This is a genomic window from Streptomyces fructofermentans, from assembly GCF_014651055.1.
In the GTDB taxonomy this organism is placed as follows: Bacteria; Actinomycetota; Actinomycetes; order Streptomycetales; family Streptomycetaceae; genus Streptomyces; species Streptomyces fructofermentans.
Window position 1 is genome coordinate 263,380 of record NZ_BMWD01000007.1, and the last position, 21,680, is coordinate 285,059.

Here is a 21,680-nt window from a genome sequence, read left to right on the forward strand (position 1 = left end):
CGGGGCTGGAACGCCGCTTCGTGGCGTCAGGGCGCCGTCGGCCTACGCGCGGCCCGCGCTCCGCTCGCGAGCGGCTCCGGCGCGGCGCTTCAGCGTCCGGCGCTCGGCCTCCGTGGTGCCGCCCCACACGCCGATCGCCTGCCCGGTCTCGAGCGCCCACTTCAGGCACTCCTCCCGCACCGGGCAGCCCCGACACACGGCCTTCGCCTCCTGCACCTGGAACAGCGCGGGTCCGGTGCTCCCGATGGGGAAGAACAGGTCGGGGTCGACGGTGCGGCATGCTGCGGATTGCCGCCAGTCGCTCATAGGGATCTCCCACGTTCGAAGTCGTCTCCGGTCTTGAGCCTTCGTACGCGGTACGGGTCACCCGCAGGGGCGGGTGTGAAACAACCCGGGGCGGGGAGATCGCCTGGACCTTCCGAGGAGGCGGAGTGTGCAAGTCCGGGGACGGCATGTCTCGCACCCTCCCGAGCGGCGGCCTCCGCACGGACGGGTCGGGCGCCCGACCCGGTCCGCCGTGCCCGACCCGACCCGACCCGACCCGACCCGACCCGACCCGACCCGACCCGGCCCGGCCCGTCGCGCCGCCCGCCGACCCGGCCGTGCCGGGTGTCAGTCCGACGCCCGGCCGGGAGCGGTCAGCCGCTCGACGGCCGCCGTGACCAGGCGTTCACGCTCGTCCGCCGAGAGCACCTCCGGGAGGGTGAGCTGCTCGACGATGAGCCAATTGAGCGTCAGGTAGAGCAACTTGACGGCCTCCGCGTCGCCCGGGAAGCCGGACTCCCCGTGGTACGCCAGGTTGGCGTCGAGGTCGGCGCGCACCTGCTCGGTGAGCACCGCGCGCAGCGCCGGCCTGCGGGTGGCCTCCAACCGCAGTTCCAGCAGGGCGAGATACCCGGTGCGGAAGGCACTGACACGGCCGACCAGTTCACGCATCAGCACCGCGTAGGTCTCCCGGTCGCGGCCCGCGTCCCGCTGCCGGGCGACGGCGGCCTCGTCGGGCCGGAGCCTCTCGTAGACCCGGGCACCCGCCTGCGTGAGCAGGTCGTCGCGGTTGGCGAAGTAGTTGGAGGCCGTCCCGGCGGGCACACCGGCCTCGGTGTCGACCGCCCGGAAGGTCAGGCCCCTGGCGCCCTGCCCGGCCAGCACCTCGATGGCGGCCTCCACGAGCGCCGCCCTCCGCTCCACGTTCCTGCGCACCACAGTCATCGCTCCAGGTGTAGCGCCCGTTCACATCACGACGGGCAGAGTACTACGCATGGAGTTGTCATCCGTTGCCCCTCCCGTCGGCCTGCTCACGCGCGCCCGCGTCCGCCGCCCGCGGTGTCGTACGCGTAGAGCCACGCCCGGTGGTGCAGCGCCGCGCCCTGCCGCATGGCCTCGTCCCGTGCGCGCTGCTCCGGACCGTCGGCGAGGTGCATGGCCGCGGCACTTCCCCGGGACCCGCTCTGGATCGCGGTCGTGCGGGGGACGCGCAGCGACTCGTAGCGCCGCAGCGCCGCCCGCACGGAATCCGGCCCGGCGTCGGCCAGGCACGCGGCGAGGTCCATCGCGTCCTCGACCGCCTGGTTCGCCCCCTGGGCCATGAACGGCAGCATGGGGTGCGCGGCGTCGCCGAGCAGGGTCAGCCTGCCGGTCGACCACGTGGCCAGCGGTTCGCGGTCGTGGAGAGCCCAGCGGCCGACCTCGCGGGCGCCGCGCAGAATGTCCCCGACCGCCTCGTCCCAGCCCTCGAACGCCGCGCGTACGACCGCCGGATCGGCCCTGGCCGACCACGACTCGCCGGTCCCGGCGCCGAGGGCGGAGACCGCCGTGAAGCTCAGCAGCCGCCCCGCGGCGACGGGATAGGCGACGAAGTGCCCGCCCGCGCCGAGCCACAACCTGACCAGCGGCCGCCGTGCCGTCGGCGGCAGACGGTCCACCGGCACCAGCCCCCGGAACGCGCTCAGGCCGGAGAAGACCGGGCTGTCCCGCCGCAGCGTGTCCCGCACCACCGAGTGGATGCCGTCGGAGCCCACCACGGCATCGGCCTCGTGGACGGAGCCGTCCTGGAACGTCAGCCGCACCCGGTCCGCGGACTCCTCCGTGCGGACCAGCCGACGGCCCGTCCGCAGATCGTCCGGCCCGACGAGGTCGTACAGGGCCCGGTGCAGCTGGACGCGGTGCACGGCGTAGTACGGAGCGCCGAACAACTCCTCGCACTCGGAGCCCAGTTCGGTACGGGCTATCCCGTCGCCCTCCCGGTTCCGGAACTCGATCGCGTCGATTCGCACCGCGTGTTCCCCGAGCGCGTCGGAGAGTCCGAGCCGGTGCAGCGGACGGACCGCGTTCGGCGCGAGCTGCACACCCGCGCCGGTCGTGGCGAACTCCCGGGCCTGCTCGAAGATCAGGCAGGAGACGCCGAGTGTCCGCAGCGCCGCCGCCAGCGTCAGGCCGCCGATGCCCCCGCCCACCACGGCGACCCGCAGCCCACCCGTGCGCGCCGCCCTCCGCATCCGCAGCCCCCTCCTTTCCCACGGCACACCGCCCCGCGATCTCTTCGCACGCCCCGTCCCGGGCGGACCGGTGCCTGCGGTCCGCCCGGGATCCTGGAGCACCGGGCTCCGAGCCGGACGCCTCACTCGGTCGCACCAGGATGTCGGCCCGACGCGGCACGCGCGAGGGGGCCGTCCCGTCCGCTTCCCGTGAACCGGGGGGCAGGGCAGGGGAGTTCGACCGTGCGGCCGGAGCAGGCCTAGTCGTGGCGTGCGATCACCGCGGAGTACCCGCCTGCCGCGCGCAGCTCCTCCAGGCTTCCGTGGAAGACCTTGCGACCCGAGTGCAGGATGACGGCGCTGTCGCAGCAGGAGCGCACGTCCTCCATCAGATGCGTGGCCAGGACCACCGTGGTCGAGTCCGCCAGGTGCCGCAGGAGTGTCTGGAAGCGCTCCCGCTCGGCGGGGTCCAGGCCCGTGGTGGGCTCGTCGAGCAGAAGCATCCGCGGCCTGTTGACCAGGGCCTGGGCGATCCCGACCCGCCGCTGCATCCCCCCGGACAGCGTGCGGTACTTGTCGTCGATGCGCCGGGTCAGACCGACCTCGCGCACGGCGCGTTCGACGGCCTCGGGGGCGGTCCGGCCGGGCATGTCCTTCAGCCAGGCCGCGTAAGTCACGCACTCCCGGACGGTGAAGCCGCCGAACATGCCGAACGTCTGCGGCAGGTAGCCCAGTCGGCGCCGGATCTCCAACCGCTCGGCGGGACGCCGCGGATCACGCTCCAGCAGTGTGAGCCGGCCCTCCACCGCCCCGGCCGCCGTGGCCAGCACCCGCAGCAGCGAACTCTTCCCCGCGCCGTTCGGACCGAGCAACGCGTGCACCCCGTCGCCGAGTTCGAGGTCGAGACTGTCGACCGCCGTCATGCGGCGGTGGCGTACGGTCAGTCGGGCGGCACTGATCATCGGGACCTCAGGTCGTTGAAGGAATGGCGTCGGAGCATCAACAGGGCGGCGAGCACGCCGGCGGCGGCGCCCCAGACCATCTGCGCGCCGCCGTCCAGGAGGCTCTTGAGCACCTTGAGCAGGGCCGTCCCCGGTGAGTGGATCCTGCCGTCCTGCCGCATCGACAGTTGGAAGACGGCGGCGACCAGCAGGAACCAGCAGGTCCCGGTCACGACCGAGCCGAGCAGGCACCCCATGTAGGAGCCGAGGACGAGCGTGGCGAGCGTCAGCGTCAGACAGGGCACCAGCCAGGCCGCCGCCCACATCGACACGCCCGTGCCGGCCAGTCCCGCGCCCAGCAGCAGCGGAAGGCTGTAGGCGAGCACGACACCGGTGCGCAGGAGCAGCAGCCGCAGGCCGCCGGAGGGCATGCTCCGGACGACGGGGGCGAAGGGGTCGGCCTTGCCGCCGTAGCTGGTGGCCACCCACAGGAGGGGAAGCAGGGGAGCGAGGAGGAGCAGGAACGGCAGGAACCTCTCCTCGCCCGCGCGTGAGCCGACCGCCGCGGCCGTGGCGCACACCCCGGTGACGGAGAGCAGCCAGGGCCAGCGGAGGCCGGGTACGGCCCGCAGCCAGGTGGGCAGGCGGAACAGGGGTCGGGACACGGTCACCTTTCGCGGGGGCGGGCGCCGGGGCGTACATCCGGCAAGGGAGGCAGGGGAGTTCCCCGTTTCATGGCGGTGAAGGTCCGGTTCAGCCACGCGACGCGTTCGCCGACGGGCAGGGCCGCCGGCCCGTACTCGGCCGCGTCCGCCGACGGAACCCCGTCGCGGCCCAGGAGCCACGTGTAGAGCGCGATGGTCTGCGCCGAGTAGAAGGAGTCGCAGGAACTGGTGACGGAGATGGCGATCGCCAGGTGACTCCGGTCGGGTTCGCTTCCTGAGATCCCGACCGCCCAGGGGGCGCCGACGTCGTCGATGCCCCCGCACGACGTGTCGTCCGTCCAGACGTAGTGGGTCGGCGCCTCCCGGACGCCGGCCAGCCGCTCCGACACCCGCGCGACCAGCCGCTCCAGGTGCGCGCGGCGGCTCTCGTGGTCGGCCGACACGCACACGACGGGCGCGTGCCCGCGGCAGCGGACCTCCACCGGGTTGAACGCCGACGCGGTGGTGCCGTTCGGGTGGGTCGTGCCGAGGCCCAGTGCCGCCAGGACCGAGGCCGCGGCGAGGACGGCTCCCCACCTCCGGCGGCGGGCGCACACCAGCACGGCGGCCACCCCCACCGAGGCGACCAGTACGGCCCGGCACCAGGGCAGCCACGCGGGGGGAGTGGCCGGGGCCCAGGCAGCCGCCTCCCGCGGAAGCGGGTCACCGGAGTAGGTGATGTCGAGGGGTACGAGGGTCTGCCACGAGGCGCCGAGGAGCGCGGCGCCGAGGGCGAGGGCGAGCGGCGTGACCCGGAACGGGAACGTCTGGCCCAGCAGGTACGCGACGCACGACACGGCGACGACGAAGGCCGCGTCCACCGTCATCGCGTCGAGCGGCGCGCGGTTCACCTGCCCTTCGGGGCCGGGCCGTACGAGTACCGCGGCGACGGCCACCAGGTAGCCGGTCAGGGGCCACACCACGCCGGACACGAGCCCCATCAGCCGGTGCGCGAGAGGGCTTCGGGCGGAGGTCTCGCGCATCCAGCCGGCGCCGACGCGGTCCTCCGCGCCGCCCTGCCAGCCCGCCAGGAGCCCCGCGGCGGCTCCGGCGATCCCTCGGGCGGCGGAGCCGGTGTCGTCACCCGTCGCGACCCAGTCGGGCGGCTCGTACGCGGAGATCCGCTCGTAGTAGGCGTAGGCCACCGCGACGGCCACGGCGAGGGCGACCAGTGGCCCCGCGTGGCGGCGCAGGTTCGCGCTCAGTACGAGAGCGAACGGCGCCCGGCGGTTCAGTGACACACCTTCACAGAGGCCCCGGGGGTGTACCCGGGTTCCTCGCGCCGCGCGGAGCGAGGAAGGACGGGGAGGGCGTGCGGCCGGGGTGAGCGCCCCTCGTGCGATCCCTGTAGCGGTACGGTCGGAGACCAGGGCTCCGGAGCCGCCGGGCAGGTGGGCCGGTGGGGAGCGGACCGAACCGGACGGGCGTCACGCCCACCCGGCCCCATACGACCGGAGGGACTCACGTGAGCACGGCAGCCTTCGAGCCGGGAGCCGAATTCGACCGGCAGGTCCGCAGACTCGTGGACCTCGGCTACGGCGAGCTGTCCGGCCTCGGACCGGAGCGGTTCGCCGCGCTCGTCGCGCCGCTCCGCGACACCGCCGTCACGGCCGCGGACGGCGGGCCCGCGCCGGAGGAGGGACACGTGCCCTTCCTGCTCGTCGTCACCCGGGACGTGGTGCCGGTCGAGAGGACGATGCCGGTCACCACCCTCCACGGCGGCCGCCTGCCGGGATTCGTCGACCGCACCTTCGAACCGGGCGCGCTCGAACGCTTCGTCGCCCCCGAGGGCGTCGAACTCCCCGATCGGCGGGCCTACCTGCTCCTCGACGTCGAGCGGGGCGAGGAGTTCTGCGGTGTCGTGCCCGACGACGCCATGCGCGTCGTCGGCGAACGCGGACGCACCCTCCTCACCGTCGAGGAAGGCGTCGCCCTCATCACCCAGTACCCGCGGGTCCTCGCCAAGAACAAGTGCTTCTCGCTGGGCGGTTCGCGCAGCGGCGACCGTCGCGTCCCCGCCCTGTGGATCAGCCGGAAGGCACCGAAGCTCGGCTGGTGCTGGGCGGGCAACCCGCACACCTGGCTGGGCATGGCGTCCGCCGGCGCCCGCCGCGCCCAGGTCCGGCAGCCGGGGCACACGCCGGCCACCGGGACCGGCGGAGAGCCCGCCGCACCCTGAGCCCGGGCCGGCCCCCGCGGCCACTGTCCGGCACGTCGGTGATCGGCCGTATGGAGCAGGAACGCGCGCGCCGCGGGTGGCGCGCACCGAAGCTGAGCGTGCCCCTGTCCCCGTCCTCCCGGGAATCACCATGCCGCTCTCGCACCGCCGCCGTCGGCGCCTCTGGACCGTCACCCTGCTGGCATCCGCGCTGTGTCTGGGCGCCGCGGTCCCGTCCACCGCCGGCGCCGCCGGCCCCGCGGGCGAGGAGCGCGCGGACGCCCTGCAGCGCGAACTCGAACGCCTCGTCGCGGCCCAGGGAGGCCCGCCGGGAGCGGTGGTCCTCCTGCAGAACGGCGACGACCGGCGTGTGCTGCGTGCCGGCGTCGCCGACCTGGAGTCGGGACGGCCCATCGGGCCGCGCGACCACACGCGGACCGCCAGCACCAGCAAGGCGTTCAGCGGCGCGGTGGCACTGCGCCTCGTCCAGCGCCACGCCCTCGACCTCGACGACACCATCGCCAAGCGGCTGCCCACGCTGCCGCGCGCCTGGGGGCGGGTGACGCTGCGCCAGCTCCTCCAGCACACCAGCGGACTGCCGGACTTCACCTCGGACCCGGAGTTCCTCCGCCTGGTGGGGGAGGACCCGCGCCGCCGGTTCGACTCGCGGCGCCTGCTCGACTTCGTCAGGGACGAGCCGCTCGGCTTCCGGCCGGGCACCCGGTACCACTACTCGAACTCGGACAACATCGCCGTCGCCCTCATGGCGGAGGCGGTGACGCGCCGCTCCTACGAGGCACTGCTCCGCGAGATCGTCTACCGGCCCCTGGGCCTGCGCGACACGAGTCTCCCGTCGGGCTACCGCATGCCGGAGCCCTACATGCACGGCTACGCGTTCGAACCGTCGGAACCGCCCACCGACGTCAGTGAGGCGCTCAGCACCTCGGGCGTGTGGGCCTCGGGCGGCATCATCTCCACTCCCGCGGACCTCACCCGGTTCATCCGCGGCTACGCGCAGGGCGCGCTGACCTCGAAGGCCGCCCTGCGCGACCAGCGCCGCTGGGTCGAGGGCGCGTCCGAACCGGCGGGCCCGGGCCGCAACAAGGCAGGGCTCGGCATCTTCCGCTACTCGACCCGCTGCGGCGTCGTGCTCGGCCACACCGGGAACTTCCCCGGCTACACCCAGTTCATCGCGGCGACTCCGGACGGCCGACGCTCCGTCACCGTCTCCCTCACCACCCAGATCAACAGCACGCTCGCGCCGGACCTCCTGAAGAAGGTACGGGCGTTCGAGGAGTCCGCCGTGTGCGCGTTGCTGCGCAAGGCCTGACCGGGAACGACGGCGGACGCCCCGTACCTCCTACGGGCGTCCGCCGTCCTCGGGCGCGGCGCCGTCACGGGATCCCTCAGCGCCCGAAGACCTCTCGGACCCCGCGGCCCGCGGGAGTACGGGGGTCGCCGAGGGGGCCCGGGTGGGCACGAGCTGGCCGCTGCGCGGGGCCGAGGGCACGGGCACGGGGTCCCGCGTCGGGCGAGGCGTCGGCAGGGCCGAGGGCGGGCCCGAGGGCGTGGGGTCCGTCGTGCCGACGGTCGGGGGCGGCGGAGCGAGCGGAACGGTCGGGGACACGGGCGCTTCGGGCGTCGTGACCTGCAGCGGGAGCGCGACGAGGAACGCGGCGGCGCACGTCAGACCGGCTCCGACGGCGACGCGCAGCACCCTGCGCCGCACCGCCGCGCGGCGGATCGCCTCGTACCGGCCGGGCGGAGGCCCGAGGTAGTCGGACGGCGGCCGGAGGATCACCGCCAGGGGGTCGTCGGGTTCGAACTCCGGGCCCTCGTCAAAGCGTGTGGTCAAGGCTTCTCCTCAGATGGACACGGAGCAGTTCCCGGGCCGCGTGGAGGTCGGCCTTGACGGTTCCTTCCTTGCGCCCGGTCAGCGCGGACACCTCCCGGATCGGCATGTCGGCGTAGTAGTGCAGCAGGATCGGCACACGCAGCCGCTCCGGCAGCGACTGCACGATCAGACGGACCGAGGGGTCCGCCTGTTCGGAGTGGGGGCGGACGGCTGCCTCCGCGGTGACCCGGTGCATGGCCCGGCGCTCCCGCTCCAGTTTGCGCCAGTGGTCCCGTACGAGATTGGCCGCGGTGACGTAGAGGAAGCCGCGAGGCTCCTCCACCGAAGTCCAGCGGGCCCAGAGCCGGGTGAACGCCTCCGAGGCGATCTCGTGCGCCGTCCCGTCGTCGTCGACGAGACGGCGGCACCAGCCGGCCAGGCGCGGGTAGAGGACGGCGAACAGCTCGGACGCTGCCTTGTCCCGGGACCGTTTCAACGCTCTCCATGTCGTGGGGGCACTCATGCAGAAGGATGCCGGGCCGTCCCGTCGCGTTCCCACGGGACCCGGACCGATCGTGAGGGGTCAGGGGGTGCCGGGTCCCGGCGCGGCGAACACGATGACGTTGTCGGGGTATCCGTCGTCGGTACGCGGTCCCGCGCAGGTGATCAGCCGCAGCTCAGGACGGTCCACGTCGCCGTAGACGTCCTGCACCGGGAAATCGGCCTTGGCGACCGTCCGTACGCGGCTCACGGCGAAGACCGCCGCCGTGCCGTTCTCCAGGCGCGCCTCGATCAGGTCGCCGCGGCGCAACCGGGCGAGACGGCGGAACACCCCGTCACCGTGGGCGCCGACCGTGACATGGCCGAGGATGACCGACGGTCCCACCTCGCCCGGCACCGGGGAGTGCCGGTACCAGCCGGCCCGGTCGTGCGCCGTGACCGGCGGAACCTCCACCGTGCCGTCCGCCGCCAGCCCCAGCCGGATGACCGGCGTGTCCACCCCGATGGACGGGATCCTCAGCCGGACCGGTGCCGAACGCCCCGCGCGGGAGCCGGGCTTCGCGGTCGTCGGCGAAGGGGGCCGCGTGGTCGTCGAGGGCCCGGCCGCGGCCTCGGGGTCCCCGTCGCCGACGCAGCCCGCGAGCAGTGGAGCCAGCGCCGCAGCCGTGAACGCGCGCCTGGAGAGCCGGGTCACGCTCCGGTCGCCCTCCGGCGGCGCACCACGAAGACCGCCGCTCCACCGGCGGCGAACACCGTGGCCGCGCCCGCGCCGATCAGTCCGGTCGGGGAGCCGGACCCCGAGGAGACGGGCGCCACCCCGGTGTCGGGTGCTCCGGACGGTACGACCGACACCTGGTCGCCCGAGGGCGCGCGGGTCGGCGCGGCGCTCGGGGCCGGACGCGTGTCGTCGGGCGCCCGCGTCGGCTCCGCGCTGGGAGCCGGGTCGGCGGTCGTCGGACGGCTCGTGGGAACCGGGCTCGGGTCGTCGGCGAACGCTGGCACGGCACCCGCGAGCACGGCGGTGCACGCGAGGGCCATGGTGCTCAGGACGGTTCGGCGCATTGAGTCGCTCTCTTTCGTCGGCCCGCCGGCGCGGCGGGCTGGATGACGGATCGAGCGGAGAGACGAGGCAGCGGCGAAGCGGGTTGTAAAGGGATGGCAAAGCCGCGATTCGGGTCCGGATCGGGCCCGCTCCGAGCCTGTGCGGTGAGGGGCGCTCCGGTGCCTGGGGTGCCGGGCCGTGCCGAGGCGGTGTCCTGCTGTTCGGGCCCGTGGGAGCGCGCCGGGCGGGCTCAGCGAGCGAATGCCTCGGTCAGCCGGACGGTGAAGCCGTCCTCCTCCATCAGGACGACGGTCACGCCGAAGGGCGACGGGTGGTCCAGGTCGAGCGGGGTGAACGAGAAGGAGACCGCGGCCCGGACCGGAGGAATCAGTTCGGCGTCCTGCCGCGGCTCCGGGGCGGGCAGCCATCGGGGCTCGCGGGCGTCCTTGCCGCCGGGCGCGTCAGCCAACGCCTCCTCGGCGTAGGGGAACTGGTGCAGCACATGGCCGTCCTCGGTGGCGTGCACCATGTTCAGGCACGGTGCCGGGCCGACCGCGGGCACCCCGCAGGCCGTGGCGACGTCGCCCGTCTCCCAGGCGAGGACCACCTCGTCCGCGCCGGCCGCCGCCGCGATGTTGGAGAGCTGCGCGATGCCCGTCATCGCGTCCTCGCCCACCTCCAGGGGACGCACCCAGATCAGCCCGACCAACTCGCCCCGGACCAGCGGCATGATGACCGGGCGGGGCACGCTTCCCTCGCTCAGACCCGTGGAGTACGCGTTCTTCATCGACGCGACGAGTGTGTCCCAGATTGGCGTGTCCACGAACTTCCCCTCACCCATGGCGGATCCACGATCATGCCGACCCTGTCACGCCGGCAACCCGGCCGCCAGCGCCACCGGCGGCCTCGACCTGCACGTGTGACGGATCGGCCGTCCGGCACCTCCGGGCCGCCCGGGCTTGGTAGGGGCCCTGCCCCACCGGACCGGTCGCCGCCGGGCGCCACCGCGGTGGCGGGACCCCGCGGTACCGGGCACGTCGGACCGCGGCTCGACGGGGAGGGGCCCGTGCTTGACGGGGGAGAGGTCCGTCGGTGCCTCACCAATCGCGGGTGGCTGTCAACTCCTCCGAGTCCGCGTCCCGGAACCCGTAGGCCCTGGCCACGAACAGGAAGTCACCGCCGATCTCGTCGCGCGCGACGGTCTCGATCTCGCTGCCCGCGGCCTCGAACTCGGCCTCCAGCGCGTTGAACTCCTCGGTCGCCGCGTGCGTCAGGACGTACAGGGCGGTCAGGTCCGCAGGTCGCTCGGACTCGATCCGCTCGCACAGTCCGAGCAGGATCTCCCGGCCCTTGTCGACCACCGCGTCCGGGTAGTACCCGTCCGCGTACAGGACCTGGAGGAACGAGTACCCCTCCACCCGCTGGTTGGTGACCGCCACCGCGTTCCCCCTGCCCTTCGCCCCGCGCCGATGTGGCCGGGTGCCGACGTGTCGATCCTGCACCACGCCACTGACATCGCCTTCCGCGCGCGGACGTCCCGGTGCGATCCGTCGTACTGACGCACGGCGGGTGAGGGGCGGGCCGAGCCGTGCGGGCGGCCCAGGACGGATCGGAGGGCGGGGGCGCCGCACCGGCCGCGGCCCCGGCGGGCGTATCCGGTGCGCCTCCCGGGTCGGACCGGGTGGTCGATCGTGCCACCGCCGGCGTTCGGGGCGGTGCGATGCTTGGCCCTCCGGACGTACCGGGGCGGCCGCGGGCCAATCCCCGGGCGGTCCGGCGACGGATGTCTCATGGCGGGCGAGGGCGGACGTGCCCCGGCCGAGGGCGGAAGGACGCGATGCACGAGCGACAGGGCACCGGGGCGGGCAGGGGCGAGGGGTCGGCGCTGCGGGTGCACCGGAAGCCGGCCGACCCCCTCGCGGCGGTACTGATGCTGCACGGTGGCCGGGCCGACAGTGTGGCGGCCTCCAGGGCGTGGCATCCGGCGCGCCTCCGGATGCTGGCCGTGGCGCGGACCGTCGGTCGCGAGGTGGCCGAGGAGCAGCGTCTGTGGACGGGCTGCGTGCGCTACCGGTACCGAGGCTGGAACGGAACCGACGCGGATCCGCTCCAGGACGCCATGCGCGCCCTCGCGGAGCTGGAACGGCTCCACCCCGGGCTTCCGGTGGTCCTTGTCGGGCACTCCATGGGCGGCCGTGCGGCGTTGCGGGCCGCGGAGCATCCCCGGGTGCGTGCCGTGGTGGCCCTGGCACCGTGGTGCCCGCCCGGCGAACCGGTCGAGCATCTGCGTGACCGGACGGTGGTCGTACTGCACGGCGACCGCGACCGCGTCACCGATCCGCGCGCCTCGCTGGACTTCGCGCGCCGGGTCGCCGACGCGGGCGGTCGGGCCCACGCGCTGGTGCTGAAGGGCGGCGATCACGCCATGCTCCGCCGCGCAGGCACATGGCACCGGCTGACCGTCGACGCGACGGCCGCGCTGGTGTCCCGGGGGAGCGCGGGGCTGCTGCCGCCCGCGCTGGTGCCGGGGGACGGCGGGGGCCTCGCCACCGGCCGCGGGCACGGAGACGGAGCCGCAGACGGAGGCAGAGCCGGGGACAGTGACGGTGAGGTCGGCGGAACGGGCGTCAGGGCCGCCGACCGATAGCCCTCCTCAGCAGGTTCGCCTCACCCAGTCCGGCCGGGTGCCGGGTGCCGGGTGGCGGGTGTGGCGCGGGGTGCGGGGCGCGCGTGGTGCACGGGTCGTGGCGGACGGCGAACCCCCTGGAGAGCATCGACTCTCTCCAGGGGGGCCCGGGGACCGTATGTCCCCGACGGGCCCGTTCATTCAGCGGTTCCGTCCGCGTCCTTCCGGGCTCGGACCATCGTTCGGACACGCACCTTCAACCGTGCCGGAAGGGCCCGACAGAGCGCGCCGGCATGCGGAGCACCGAGCGAGCGGCGGGGTACCGCGAGCCGGGGTGGTCCTCAGCCGATGCCGTCCAGTGACTCACCCGTCGTCAGCCGCGCCGACACCCGCACCTCGGGTTTCCCGGGCGCGCGGGCGGCGAGAGTGCTGCCCGCCCGGCTCGCCGTGACGTCCCCGCTCAAGGTGATCCGGGTGACGGCCCGGCTCCCGGCGGCCAGTACGTACCAGCGGCCGGCCGGTGAACGCCAGGGCGCCGCGGACACCACGTGCTGACCGAAACGGCCGCACGCGGCGGTCGAAGTGGCCCGGCCCGCCACACGGGCGGGAGTGTCCGGCGCGGTGGACGGTGTGCGCAGGGCCACGGTCACGTCCCCGGCCCCCTGCCAGGTCGAGGCGCGGGAGCACGTCCACACGCCACGGCCGCCGCCGTCCGGAAGTCGCTGCTCGGCGAAGTCCCATGCGTTGACCGCGCGTACGCCCCGGTCGCGGTGCGTGTCGAGTGCGCACGCCAGATGGGCCCAGGCGAGCAGGGCCGCCGTGCCGGTCGCCTCGCGCGGCTGGCGGGGCGGCGGCGAGCCGTGGCCGGGCAGGGGCGTGTAGGTGAGATGGACCGGCGAGAGGCCGCCGAGGTCGGCCAGGAGGAAGGCGTGCTTCTCCACGATGCGGGAGGAGGAGCGGAGTCGGAGAACCGTTCCGCTGTCGCAGCTCGCGCCGCCTCCGCCTCCGCCTCCGCCGCTCGTGCCGCGTACCGGCGGGGTGAGCCCGTCGGCCGACACGTCCACCGGGCGGGTCGGCTCGTCGGGACGCAGTAGATCGCGGGTGCCGGCCTCGTCGATCCAGGGCGCCAGGAGGTAGCGCGTTGAGCGGCCCGTTGTGCCGACGGCGACCGCGGCGGCCGTCGTCACGTCCGCGTCGTCCACGCGTGCCACGGTGAGGGTGCGGGGCCCGCCAGGGGTGCGGGACTCGCCGTAGCGCGCGAGGCGCTGCCCGTCGTACAGGAGGACCGTCGCCCGCTCGCCGATGTCTCCCGCGTACAGCAACTGCGGCGGGCGCGGCGGGGCTTCGGCGGACGTGGCGTCGGCGACCGTGACGCGTACACCGTCCCCGGGCCGGGACCAGGCGGTCAGGGCACGGGCGAGCAGTTCGCCGTCCCGGGTGCGCGAGCCGCGGGCGGGCCAGGCGGTGAAGTCGACGCGGCCCGTGTCGGCCCAAGCCCCGGCGGGCGTGCGTACCAGGTCCCGCGGATCGGTGACGTTCGCCGCGGTCCGTGTCGGCCCCGCCTCGTCGGACCGGGTGCCGTCCCGGCCGGTGAGCGTCACGGTGGTCGCGGCCAGCAGGACGGCCGCCGCGACCGCTCCCAGCCGCATCCGCCTCCGGCGGCGCAGCAGGTCGGTGGGCCTGGCCCGCAGCAGGCAGGCGTCGAACTCGTCGGAGGCGGCAAGGCATTGGGCGACAGCGCCGGTGCCTGTGCCTGTGCCTGTGCCTGAGTCGAGTCGGTCGGCCGCGCGCACGGCCGCGCCGGCCTCCTCGGCCCGCACGCCCGCCGATGCCAGCAGGCCGCGGATCTCGGGGTCGAGGAGGCCGTCCACGTGCCGAAGGACGAACGCCGCGCGGTCCACCGCGGAAGCGCTCGCCAGTGCCCGGCCCAGGACGATCTCGTCCGCGCCGCCGGAACGCGGGAACAACTGAAGTCCGATGACGACGGGCAGTCGGGGGACCAGCGCTCGTGGCGGGGGGACCCGGTCCGGCCAGCCCCTGGGGCGCCGCCCGTGGGTCAGGGCCGCCGACAGGACCGCCGCGCGCAGTTCGTCGCGCGCCGCGCCGGTGGCGTACGCGCCCGACGGGACCGGCACGGCGGGCCTGTCGGGCGCGTCCGCTTCGGTACGGGCGCTCGTCGCGGACGGTCCGCGGGGTGCGGGAACGGATGGTTCGGCCGTCGGCGGGGCAGAGGGAAGCGCGGAAGGAGGGGACGAACGCGGCAGGGGCGGCGGGGTCGGGGACGCGCGGTCGGACGGGAGGGCCCGTTGCACCAGGGAGTGGGCCGTCAGGACCCGGCGGTGCTTGCCCAGGGAGGGCGGGAGCACGAGGTAGGCCAACCGCACCAGGTCGCCGTACTGCTGGACCAGAACTGCTTCGGCCGTGAGGACGTGGGTTCTTGAGCCGACGGCGGGACGCCGGAGCCGGGGCAGGGACATGGGGAGGTGCCTTCCGCGACTGGTGAAGTGTGCTCCTGTCGCTCCGTCAAACGAGTGAATCATGTGAACGTCACAGGTGACGCGGGCCCAGCCCTCACGACGAGCCGGCGGCACCCGGCCGGCGGTGGGGTGGCGCCGGGGGTGGTGCTCAGTGGCGTACGGGTGGCGTCCGGAAGCGGGGCCTGCCTCCGGGGTTACGGTGTATTGCCATTTGCCTAAAAGCTTTAGGCGTGTGCATAATCAATTGCATCCTAAGGAAGGAGGGTCATGGTTCGCGTTGGACTGACCCCGGAACGCCTGGCCCGGGCAGGGGCGGAGCTGGCCGACGAGGTCGGCTTCGAGCACGTGACCGTCTCGGAACTCGCCCGCCGGTTCGACGTCAAGGTCGCGAGTCTGTACTCGCACCTGAGGAACTCGCACGAACTCAAGACGCGGATCGCCCTCCTCGCCCTGGAGGAGGTCGCGGACCGGGGCGCCGCCGCCCTCGCGGGGCGGGCCGGGAAGGACGCCCTGGCGGCCTTCGCCGACGTATATCGCGACTACGCCCGTGAACATCCCGGCCGCTACGCCGCCATGCAGTTGCGGCTCACTCCGGAGGAGGCGGCCGCGAGCGCGGGCGGCAGGCACGCGCAGATGACCCGGGCGATCCTGCGGGGCTACGACCTGGCGGAGCCGGACCAGACCCACGCGGTCCGGCTGCTGGGCAGTGTGTTCCACGGCTACGTCGACCTGGAGCTGGCGGGCGGCTTCAGCCACAGCGCCCCCGACTCGCAGGAGTCGTGGACGCGGATCGTGGACGCCCTTGACGCGCTGCTGAGGAACTGGCCCGCGTCGTCCTGACGAGGCACCGCCCCCGTCGGCCCGTGCGGCTGCCCATCGCCGCACCCGCACCCGCACTCGGGCCCACGCCCGGACCCCCGTGCCGGCATCCGCACGCACACCCGCCGCGCGTCACCGCCCCCCACCGAACCGTCCGAGAACCCGACCAACAGGCTGAGACCATGCACACCGAGCACCACTGGGTCACGACACCCATCACCGCGGACCTCCTGCGCGGAGCCCTCGACCTGGAGCACACCGGGCGGGGCGTACTGCCGCACCGGCTGCCCGCCCGGGCCCGCGCCCAGTGCGAGGACAGGCAACTGGCCATGGCGGAGTCGCAGCCCTCGGGCGTACGGCTGGTGTTCCGCACCCGCGCGACCGCCGTCGAACTCGACACCCTCCCCACCAAGCGGGTCTACGTCGGCGCCCCGCCGCGGCCGGACGGCGTCTACGACCTGCTCGTCGACGGACGGCTCGCGGGCCAGGCGCGCGCGGCCGGCGGCGACGTCCTGACGATCGACATGGCGGCCGGCACCACCGACGTCAGGGCCGGTGGGACGGCCACGGTCCGTTTCACGGGTCTGCCCGACCGGGCCAAGGACGTGGAGATCTGGCTGCCGTACAACGAGACGACCGAACTCGTGGCCCTGCGCACCGACGCCCCGGTCGAGCCGGCCACCGACCACGGGCGCAAGGTGTGGCTGCATCACGGCAGTTCGATCAGCCACGGCTCCGAGGCCGCGAGCCCGACGACCACCTGGCCCGCCCTGGCCGCCTCCCTCCGCGGAGTGGAACTGATCAACCTGGGTCTGAGCGGCAGCGCGCTGCTCGACCCCTTCACGGCCCGCGCGCTGCGCGACACCCCCGCCGATCTCATCAGCGTGAAGATCGGCATCAACCTCGTCAACACGGACCTCATGCGGCTGCGCGCTTTCGCGCCCGCCGTCCACGGCTTCCTGGACACCATCCGTGAAGGGCATCCGGGCACGCCGCTGCTGGTGGTCTCGCCGATCCACTGCCCCATACACGAGGACACGCCCGGCCCCAGCGCGATGGACACCGGCGGCCTCGGTGCCGGGCAGTTGCGGTTCGTGGCGGCGGGCGACCCGGCGGAGCGCGCGGCGGGCAAGCTCACCCTGGGCGTCATCAGGGACGAACTGGTGCGCATCGTCGAGCGGCGGAGGGCCGACGACCCGGATCTGCACTACCTGGACGGCCTCGCTCTTTACGGCGAGTCCGACTTCGCCGAACTTCCGCTGCCCGACGACCTCCACCCGGACGCCGCCACGCATCTGCGGATCGGCGAGCGCTTCTCCGAGTTCGCCTTCGCCGCCGACGGCCCCTTCGCCATCGGTGGTCGATGACGTCGGAGGTGCTCCGGGTGGGCCTGCGCGGGCCGGTGCGACCAGGGGGACGGGATCTCGGTGCGCCGGCCTCCCTTGTGCGCGCGTGGCCCCGGCCGGACGGGGGGAGCACGGTCGGGGCCGACGCGGTGGCACGCGGAGGGTGGTCGCCTCGCGGCGAGGGGCTCCATGGGGCTTCAGCCGAACGATCGTCCCCATGGGCCTTGGGTGGGCCCGGGGACACTGTCCCCTCCGCGGCCACATACGGTTGAACACGCAACTGCCGCGCGCTGTTCCCGTGTTCATGTCCCCGGCGTGTGAGCCGGCACACCCCCGGGGAGCGAGGGGGTCACTCGACGAAGTCGGCGACCAGGGCGGCGAACTCGTCCGGCGTGGCCAGCCGCACGCCGAGGTCCTCGGCCTTCGCGCGCTTGGACCCCGCGTTCTCCCCGGCGACGACCAGCGAGGTCTTCTTCGAGACGCTGGAGGAGGACCGGCCGCCCGCCCGCTCGATCAGCTCGTTCATCTGGTTGCGGCTGAGCTTCTCCAGGACACCGGTCATGGCACCGGTGACGACGACCGTCATCCCGGCCAGCGGTCCCGCGGCCGGCTGCTCGCCCTCCTGGCCGGCTTCGGCGTCCTCGGAGACGGCGACGGGCGGGGTGGCGCCGGGTTCCGTCATGTTGACCCCGGCGGCCACGAGCTTGTCGATGAGCGGCGCCAGCTCGGTCAGCTCCGCGACGATCGAGGGAGCCTTCTCGGTGCCGATGCCCTCGACCCGCTGCATCGTCTCGGCGTCGGCGGCGCGAATGGCGTCCATGGTGGCGAAGTACCGCGCGATCCGGCGGGACATGGACCGGCCGGTGCCCCGCACGCCGAGGGCGCACAGCACCCGGGAGAGGGGCCGACCCTTGGCCGTCTCCAGCGCGGCGAGGAGGTTGTCCGTGCTGGTCCCGCCCATGCGCTCCAGGCCCAGCAACTGCTCGCGGGTGAGGGCGAACAGGTCGGCGAGGTCCTTGACCAGGTCCGCGTCCACGAGCTGCACCACACGGGTGTGCCCCAGGCCCTCGATGTCCAGCTGGTCGCGGCCCGCCGCGTACGACAGGGCGGCCACCAGATGGCAGTTGCGGCCCAACTCGCAGCGCCAGCGCTGCTCGCTCGTGTCGATCCCGGCGCCGCACCGCGGGCACACCTCGGGAAAGACGATGGCCCGCTCCTCGCCGGTGCGCAGATGGGCGACGGGGGCCTCGATGCGGGGGATCACGTCACCGGCCCGGTGCACCATGACGTGGTCGCCCAGGCGCAGATCGCGGCGGGTGATGTCCGCAGGGTTGTGCAGGGTGGCGTACGTGATCGTGGACCCGTCGATCTCGACCGGCTCCAGGACGCCGCGCGGCGCGATGATGCCCGTGCGGCCCACGTTCCACTCCACCTCCAGCAGGCGGGTGATCTTCTCGACGGCCGGGAGCTTGTAGGCGATGGCCCAGCGCGGGGCGCGTGAGCCCGAGCCGGCGGTGCGCTGGTCGTCGGCCAGGTCGGCCTTGACGACGATCCCGTCGATTCCGAACGGCAGCCCGGCACGCAGCGCGGCGATCTCCTGGACGCGTGCCAGGACCTGCTCCGCGGTGTCGGCGGTGGTGCCGGGCACGTCCGTCGTGGCGGTCGTGTTGACCCCGTAGGCGCCCGCCAGGTCCATCAGCTCGCTGTGCGGCAGCTCGCCCAGCCGTCCGGCGAGCTCCGTCTCCGTGTCGGCCAGGGGGAGCACGCCGTAGCCGAAGAACGTCATGGGCACCGTGTAGGCGCGCTCCTTGGCGCGCAGGGTGCCCGCCGCCGCGTTCCGCGGGTTCGCGAACGGCTGACCGCCGTGTGCGGTGCGCACCTCGTTGGCGTGCTCGAACTGCGCGGTCGTCATGAGGACTTCGCCGCGCACCTCCACGGTGACCGGCTCGGCCAGCTCGCGCGGCAGGCCCTCGATGGTGCCGATCGCGTGCGACACGTCCTCGCCGGCCGTCCCGTCGCCGCGCGTGATGAGTCTGCTCAGCCGGCCGCGCGTGTAGCGGGCCGCGATCGCCAGCCCGTCGAGCTTCGGCTCGACGCTGAATCTGGTGACGTCGTGGCCGACGCGACGGGCCAGGGAGGCGGTCCACGCGGTGAACTCCTCGGGCGAGAACACGTTGTCCAGACTCAGCATCGCGACCGTGTGCGGGACGTCGCCCTCCACGGCGCCGCCCGCCACCTTGCCGGTCGGCGAGTCCGGCAGCACCTCGTCCGGATGCTCGGCCTCCCACGCCGCGATCCCCCGCACCAGCCGGTCGTACACGTCGTCGTCCAGGGCCGAGGTGCCCCCCGTGTAGTAGGCGGCCGACGCCTTCACCGCGTCCTCGACCGCCTGCGCGTACGCGGCGGCATCCACGATCACTGCAACTGGTGTAGTCATGACGGTCATCCTGCCTTCCACCACTGACAACGCCCCCGTCGGCGCCTGCAGTGCCCCGGGGGTCCGGACGCGCGGACGGAAGCCGCAGGGCTGTCGCGGGGCCGTGCGCGATGTCGCCGATCCTCGCGTCGTCATCCGCGCGTGCGCGGCCCCTCGCCGGGGAATGGGCGGGGCGGCGGCCAATCCGCGGCCGTGTCGGCGACGGATCACATACGTGCAGTGCGAAGGAGGCGGACGATGGCCGCATCGGTGCGGGCCCGGGTGCTCGCGCAGGCGGGCGGGCGCAGTTGGATCGTCGTGGACGGGCGGCTGCCGAAACCGGCCGCTCCGTGTCTCTGCGACCTGCTGCGCGGCCGGTGCGGGAGGGCGTCCGTGGTCTTCCTCGACCTGAGGGAGGCTCAGCTCCCCGTCGGCGAGCAGGTGAGGGGCGCGTTCCTGCCGGAGGGCCCGCGGTCGTTCCACATCATGGCCGACGACCCGTTGCGCTCGTTCCTGGCCACCGACCGGCGCGTGACCGCCCACAGCAGCGTGGCACAGGCCTGGTCGGCCTGGTCCTCCGCGTGAATACTGCGTACACCACGGCCGTCCCACGGGGAACAGCCGTGGGAAGCGTCCGGGAAGGCGGTGGCGGGGAAGGCAGGGGTGCGGCCATCCTTCGCTGACGGCGGGCCCCGCCCGTCCGCCCGGGCACGGGGAGTCCACTGTGCGGGGAGGCGTCCTCCGCGCCACGGCGAGAAAGGCGGCACTCGGATGCTGCGGTACCTCGGCGCCGCGTCGGCCGGGGCGGCTCTTCGGGTACGGCACCGGCCGCTCCGGGCGCGGGCCGCCGTGATCACCCTGCACGGCGGCCGGGCGGAGAGCCGCGAGGCCGCGTACCCCTGGCACCCGGCGGCGCTGCGGATGCGCCCGGTGCTGCGTGCCGCCGCCTCGGCGGTCTCCCTGGACGACGTGCTCCTCGCGTACGTGCAGTACCGCCACCGAGGCTGGAACGAGGCCGACCCCGCCGACGACGCCCTGCGCGCCCTCGGCGAACTGGACCTGCTGACCGGTGGCCTGCCGGTGGTGCTGATAGGCCACTCCATGGGCGGCCGGGCGGCCCTGCGCGCGGCCTCGCACCCCCAGGTCCGCGGAGTCCTCGCCCTCGCCCCCTGGCTGCCCGCGGACGAGCCCACCGCGCACCTGCGGGGCAAGCGGGTCGTCGTCCTGCACGGCGACCGCGACCGGGTGACGCGCGTCGACGACTCGGCGGACTTCACCCGGCGGGCCCGGGCCTCGGGCGCCGCTGCCGGGATGCTGGTGATGAGGAACGGCGACCACGCCATGCTGCGCCGCTCGCGGAGCTGGCACGCCGTGGCGGCCTCGGTGGTGGCCGACCTGCTCCGGCCGCCCGCGCGGCCGGACGGACTCGCGGCCCGGAGCTGCGCCGCTCCCGGCGCGCTCTCCCTCTAGGCCGTCGCCGCTCCTTCCCGCCAGGCCCTGTCCGCGGGGCCTTCTCCCTCCGGGGCGTGACCGCGGGTGTGCCCGGTGAGGCCCGGCACACCTGCCCGCCGGGCACGTCCGGCACGCCGCCCGTCCGGCACGCCGCCCGTCCGGCACGCCGCCCGTCCGGCACGCCGCCCGTCCGGCACGCCGCCCGTCCGGGCCGCCGGACGCGGGGTGCGAATTGCTTGGGAAGCGGCGGAATAGGTCAGGGGGGTCCCCTGTTGTACCGGTCGTGAGTGGCATGGTCCCATCAAGCAAGGTGGTGGGACGGTCCGGGAAGGAGCAGTCCATGGCGAAGAGCGGTGCACGCCCGGTGGTGACCCTGAGGTCGACGGCCGGAACCGGAGCGACCTACGTGACGCGCAAGAACCGGAAGAACGACCCCGACCGGCTCGTCCTGCGCAAGTTCGACGCGGTCGCCGGGGCGCACGTCCTCTTCCGTGAGGTGCGATGAACGCGGCCGTCGTCCACTGACGTACGGCTGGAGCAGAGAAGTCCGATGAGGCCCGGCGGCGACCCCGAATCGCGCCCGGCCGTCCTCCGCGACCGTGCCGCGGACGCCACGTTCCCCGTCCACTCGACGGCGGGTACGGAGAAGACCGTCGAGCCGCGCCACGGCCGCGCGGCGTCGCCGACCCGGTGACGCCCGGCCGGCGTACGAGCAGGAGCAAGCAGGAGGGACCAGTCATGAAGGTGCGCAAGTCGTTGCGCTCGCTGAAGTCCAGGCCCGGTGCGCAGGTAGTGCGCAGACGAGGCGTGGTCTACGTGATCAACAAGCAGGAACCGCGGTTCAAGGCCCGCCAGGGCTGACGCACCGCGTACGCGCGGCGGGGCCCGGC

At 74.2% G+C, this 21,680-nt stretch carries 23 protein-coding genes; 9 read left to right on the forward strand and 14 right to left on the reverse strand.

Annotated elements, in window-relative coordinates:
• Positions 1-42: 42 nt before the first annotated feature.
• The 6 genes from IE265_RS12990 to IE265_RS13015 all read right to left on the reverse strand — a co-directional run bounded on the left by IE265_RS12990 (position 43) and on the right by IE265_RS13015 (position 5,360).
• Positions 43-306, reverse strand: coding sequence for a WhiB family transcriptional regulator (locus IE265_RS12990; RefSeq protein WP_190035626.1), 264 nt, complete (start codon positions 304-306; stop codon positions 43-45).
• A gap of 306 nt (positions 307-612) precedes the next feature.
• Positions 613-1,203, reverse strand: a complete 591-nt coding sequence (locus IE265_RS12995; RefSeq protein ID WP_190035715.1) for a TetR/AcrR family transcriptional regulator — start codon at positions 1,201-1,203, stop codon at positions 613-615.
• Positions 1,204-1,295: 92 nt separating this feature from the next.
• Positions 1,296-2,495 (reverse strand): FAD-dependent monooxygenase, encoded by a 1,200-nt coding sequence (locus IE265_RS13000; RefSeq protein ID WP_190035627.1) that lies wholly within the window; start codon positions 2,493-2,495, stop codon positions 1,296-1,298.
• A 239-nt stretch (positions 2,496-2,734) separates the two neighbouring features.
• Complete coding sequence (locus tag IE265_RS13005) at positions 2,735-3,436, reverse strand: ATP-binding cassette domain-containing protein (protein WP_190035628.1); 702 nt, start codon at positions 3,434-3,436, stop codon at positions 2,735-2,737.
• Complete coding sequence (locus tag IE265_RS13010; protein WP_190035629.1) at positions 3,433-4,080, reverse strand: hypothetical protein; 648 nt, start codon at positions 4,078-4,080, stop codon at positions 3,433-3,435. The genes IE265_RS13005 and IE265_RS13010 overlap by 4 nt, the downstream gene beginning before the upstream one ends.
• A gap of 2 nt (positions 4,081-4,082) precedes the next feature.
• Positions 4,083-5,360, reverse strand: a complete 1,278-nt coding sequence (locus tag IE265_RS13015) for a hypothetical protein (protein WP_190035630.1) — start codon at positions 5,358-5,360, stop codon at positions 4,083-4,085.
• Between the two features lie 224 nt (positions 5,361-5,584).
• Here IE265_RS13015 and IE265_RS13020 point away from each other — a divergent pair, with 224 nt between their 5' ends.
• Together IE265_RS13020 and IE265_RS13025 are read left to right on the forward strand one after the other, a co-directional pair.
• Complete coding sequence (locus IE265_RS13020; RefSeq protein ID WP_229916155.1) at positions 5,585-6,298, forward strand: DUF5701 family protein; 714 nt, start codon at positions 5,585-5,587, stop codon at positions 6,296-6,298.
• Between the two features lie 130 nt (positions 6,299-6,428).
• Positions 6,429-7,607, forward strand: a complete 1,179-nt coding sequence (locus IE265_RS13025; RefSeq protein ID WP_190035631.1) for a serine hydrolase domain-containing protein — start codon at positions 6,429-6,431, stop codon at positions 7,605-7,607.
• A gap of 30 nt (positions 7,608-7,637) precedes the next feature.
• Here IE265_RS13025 and IE265_RS13030 read toward each other — a convergent pair whose 3' ends face one another.
• The 6 genes from IE265_RS13030 to IE265_RS13055 all read right to left on the reverse strand — a co-directional run bounded on the left by IE265_RS13030 (position 7,638) and on the right by IE265_RS13055 (position 11,093).
• On the reverse strand, positions 7,638-8,132 hold the full coding sequence (locus IE265_RS13030) for a hypothetical protein (protein ID WP_190035632.1): 495 nt from the start codon (positions 8,130-8,132) through the stop codon (positions 7,638-7,640).
• Positions 8,116-8,607, reverse strand: a complete 492-nt coding sequence (locus IE265_RS13035; protein ID WP_190035633.1) for an RNA polymerase sigma factor — start codon at positions 8,605-8,607, stop codon at positions 8,116-8,118. The genes IE265_RS13030 and IE265_RS13035 overlap by 17 nt, the downstream gene beginning before the upstream one ends.
• 87 nt (positions 8,608-8,694) lie before the next feature.
• Entirely contained in the window at positions 8,695-9,306 is a 612-nt protein-coding gene (locus IE265_RS13040; protein WP_190035634.1) for a class F sortase, read from the reverse strand.
• Entirely contained in the window at positions 9,303-9,674 is a 372-nt protein-coding gene (locus IE265_RS13045) for a Tat pathway signal sequence domain protein (RefSeq protein ID WP_190035635.1), read from the reverse strand. Before IE265_RS13045 ends, IE265_RS13040 begins: the two co-directional genes overlap by 4 nt.
• 230 nt (positions 9,675-9,904) lie before the next feature.
• Positions 9,905-10,495: a hypothetical protein gene (locus IE265_RS13050; RefSeq protein WP_229916156.1), complete on the reverse strand. Its 591-nt coding sequence runs from the start codon at positions 10,493-10,495 to the stop codon at positions 9,905-9,907.
• Positions 10,496-10,751: 256 nt separating this feature from the next.
• Positions 10,752-11,093 carry a DUF5713 family protein gene (locus IE265_RS13055; RefSeq protein WP_190035636.1) on the reverse strand — a complete coding sequence of 114 codons (342 nt, stop codon included), beginning with the start codon at positions 11,091-11,093 and terminating at the stop codon, positions 10,752-10,754.
• Between the two features lie 398 nt (positions 11,094-11,491).
• Here IE265_RS13055 and IE265_RS13060 point away from each other — a divergent pair, with 398 nt between their 5' ends.
• Positions 11,492-12,301, forward strand: coding sequence for an alpha/beta hydrolase (locus IE265_RS13060; protein WP_190035637.1), 810 nt, complete (start codon positions 11,492-11,494; stop codon positions 12,299-12,301).
• A 320-nt stretch (positions 12,302-12,621) separates the two neighbouring features.
• On the opposite strand, the gene IE265_RS13065 is transcribed toward IE265_RS13060, so the two are convergent.
• Complete coding sequence (locus IE265_RS13065; protein WP_190035638.1) at positions 12,622-14,757, reverse strand: amino acid adenylation domain-containing protein; 2,136 nt, start codon at positions 14,755-14,757, stop codon at positions 12,622-12,624.
• Positions 14,758-15,024: 267 nt separating this feature from the next.
• Here IE265_RS13065 and IE265_RS13070 point away from each other — a divergent pair, with 267 nt between their 5' ends.
• A complete protein-coding gene (locus IE265_RS13070; protein WP_190035639.1) occupies positions 15,025-15,597 on the forward strand; it encodes a TetR/AcrR family transcriptional regulator in 573 nt (190 codons plus the stop codon).
• 161 nt (positions 15,598-15,758) lie between these two features.
• Positions 15,759-16,943 (forward strand): SGNH/GDSL hydrolase family protein, encoded by a 1,185-nt coding sequence (locus tag IE265_RS13075; protein ID WP_190035640.1) that lies wholly within the window; start codon positions 15,759-15,761, stop codon positions 16,941-16,943.
• Positions 16,944-17,271: 328 nt separating this feature from the next.
• Here the strand turns inward: IE265_RS13075 and ligA are convergent, their stop codons facing one another.
• On the reverse strand, positions 17,272-19,359 hold the full coding sequence (gene ligA / locus IE265_RS13080) for an NAD-dependent DNA ligase LigA (protein ID WP_229916157.1): 2,088 nt from the start codon (positions 19,357-19,359) through the stop codon (positions 17,272-17,274).
• Between the two features lie 237 nt (positions 19,360-19,596).
• Here ligA and IE265_RS13085 point away from each other — a divergent pair, with 237 nt between their 5' ends.
• From IE265_RS13085 to ykgO, 4 genes are all read left to right on the forward strand, one after another.
• Complete coding sequence (locus tag IE265_RS13085; RefSeq protein ID WP_190035642.1) at positions 19,597-19,923, forward strand: hypothetical protein; 327 nt, start codon at positions 19,597-19,599, stop codon at positions 19,921-19,923.
• A 186-nt stretch (positions 19,924-20,109) separates the two neighbouring features.
• Positions 20,110-20,808: an alpha/beta family hydrolase gene (locus tag IE265_RS13090; RefSeq protein WP_190035643.1), complete on the forward strand. Its 699-nt coding sequence runs from the start codon at positions 20,110-20,112 to the stop codon at positions 20,806-20,808.
• Between the two features lie 322 nt (positions 20,809-21,130).
• Positions 21,131-21,295 carry a 50S ribosomal protein L33 gene (gene rpmG, locus IE265_RS13095; RefSeq protein ID WP_190035644.1) on the forward strand — a complete coding sequence of 55 codons (165 nt, stop codon included), beginning with the start codon at positions 21,131-21,133 and terminating at the stop codon, positions 21,293-21,295.
• A 233-nt stretch (positions 21,296-21,528) separates the two neighbouring features.
• Positions 21,529-21,651 (forward strand): type B 50S ribosomal protein L36, encoded by a 123-nt coding sequence (gene ykgO / locus IE265_RS13100; RefSeq protein WP_190035645.1) that lies wholly within the window; start codon positions 21,529-21,531, stop codon positions 21,649-21,651.
• Positions 21,652-21,680: the final 29 nt, after the last annotated feature.

Bases quoted from the DNA above. Each gene is read 5' to 3' on its own strand.
- IE265_RS12990 (WP_190035626.1), bottom strand. From the start codon at position 306: ATGAGCGACTGGCGGCAATCCGCAGCATGCCGCACCGTCGACCCCGAC.
- IE265_RS13000 (WP_190035627.1), bottom strand. From the start codon at position 2,495: ATGCGGAGGGCGGCGCGCACGGGTGGGCTGCGGGTCGCCGTGGTGGGC.
- IE265_RS13005 (WP_190035628.1), bottom strand. From the start codon at position 3,436: ATGATCAGTGCCGCCCGACTGACCGTACGCCACCGCCGCATGACGGCG.
- IE265_RS13025 (WP_190035631.1), top strand. From the start codon at position 6,429: ATGCCGCTCTCGCACCGCCGCCGTCGGCGCCTCTGGACCGTCACCCTG.
- IE265_RS13045 (WP_190035635.1), bottom strand. From the start codon at position 9,674: ATGCGCCGAACCGTCCTGAGCACCATGGCCCTCGCGTGCACCGCCGTG.
- IE265_RS13050 (WP_229916156.1), bottom strand. From the start codon at position 10,495: ATGGGTGAGGGGAAGTTCGTGGACACGCCAATCTGGGACACACTCGTC.
- IE265_RS13060 (WP_190035637.1), top strand. From the start codon at position 11,492: ATGCACGAGCGACAGGGCACCGGGGCGGGCAGGGGCGAGGGGTCGGCG.
- IE265_RS13065 (WP_190035638.1), bottom strand. From the start codon at position 14,757: ATGTCCCTGCCCCGGCTCCGGCGTCCCGCCGTCGGCTCAAGAACCCAC.
- IE265_RS13070 (WP_190035639.1), top strand. From the start codon at position 15,025: ATGGTTCGCGTTGGACTGACCCCGGAACGCCTGGCCCGGGCAGGGGCG.
- IE265_RS13075 (WP_190035640.1), top strand. From the start codon at position 15,759: ATGCACACCGAGCACCACTGGGTCACGACACCCATCACCGCGGACCTC.
- ligA (WP_229916157.1), bottom strand. From the start codon at position 19,359: ATGACTACACCAGTTGCAGTGATCGTGGATGCCGCCGCGTACGCGCAG.
- IE265_RS13085 (WP_190035642.1), top strand. From the start codon at position 19,597: ATGGCCGCATCGGTGCGGGCCCGGGTGCTCGCGCAGGCGGGCGGGCGC.
- IE265_RS13090 (WP_190035643.1), top strand. From the start codon at position 20,110: ATGCTGCGGTACCTCGGCGCCGCGTCGGCCGGGGCGGCTCTTCGGGTA.
- rpmG (WP_190035644.1), top strand. From the start codon at position 21,131: ATGGCGAAGAGCGGTGCACGCCCGGTGGTGACCCTGAGGTCGACGGCC.
- ykgO (WP_190035645.1), top strand. From the start codon at position 21,529: ATGAAGGTGCGCAAGTCGTTGCGCTCGCTGAAGTCCAGGCCCGGTGCG.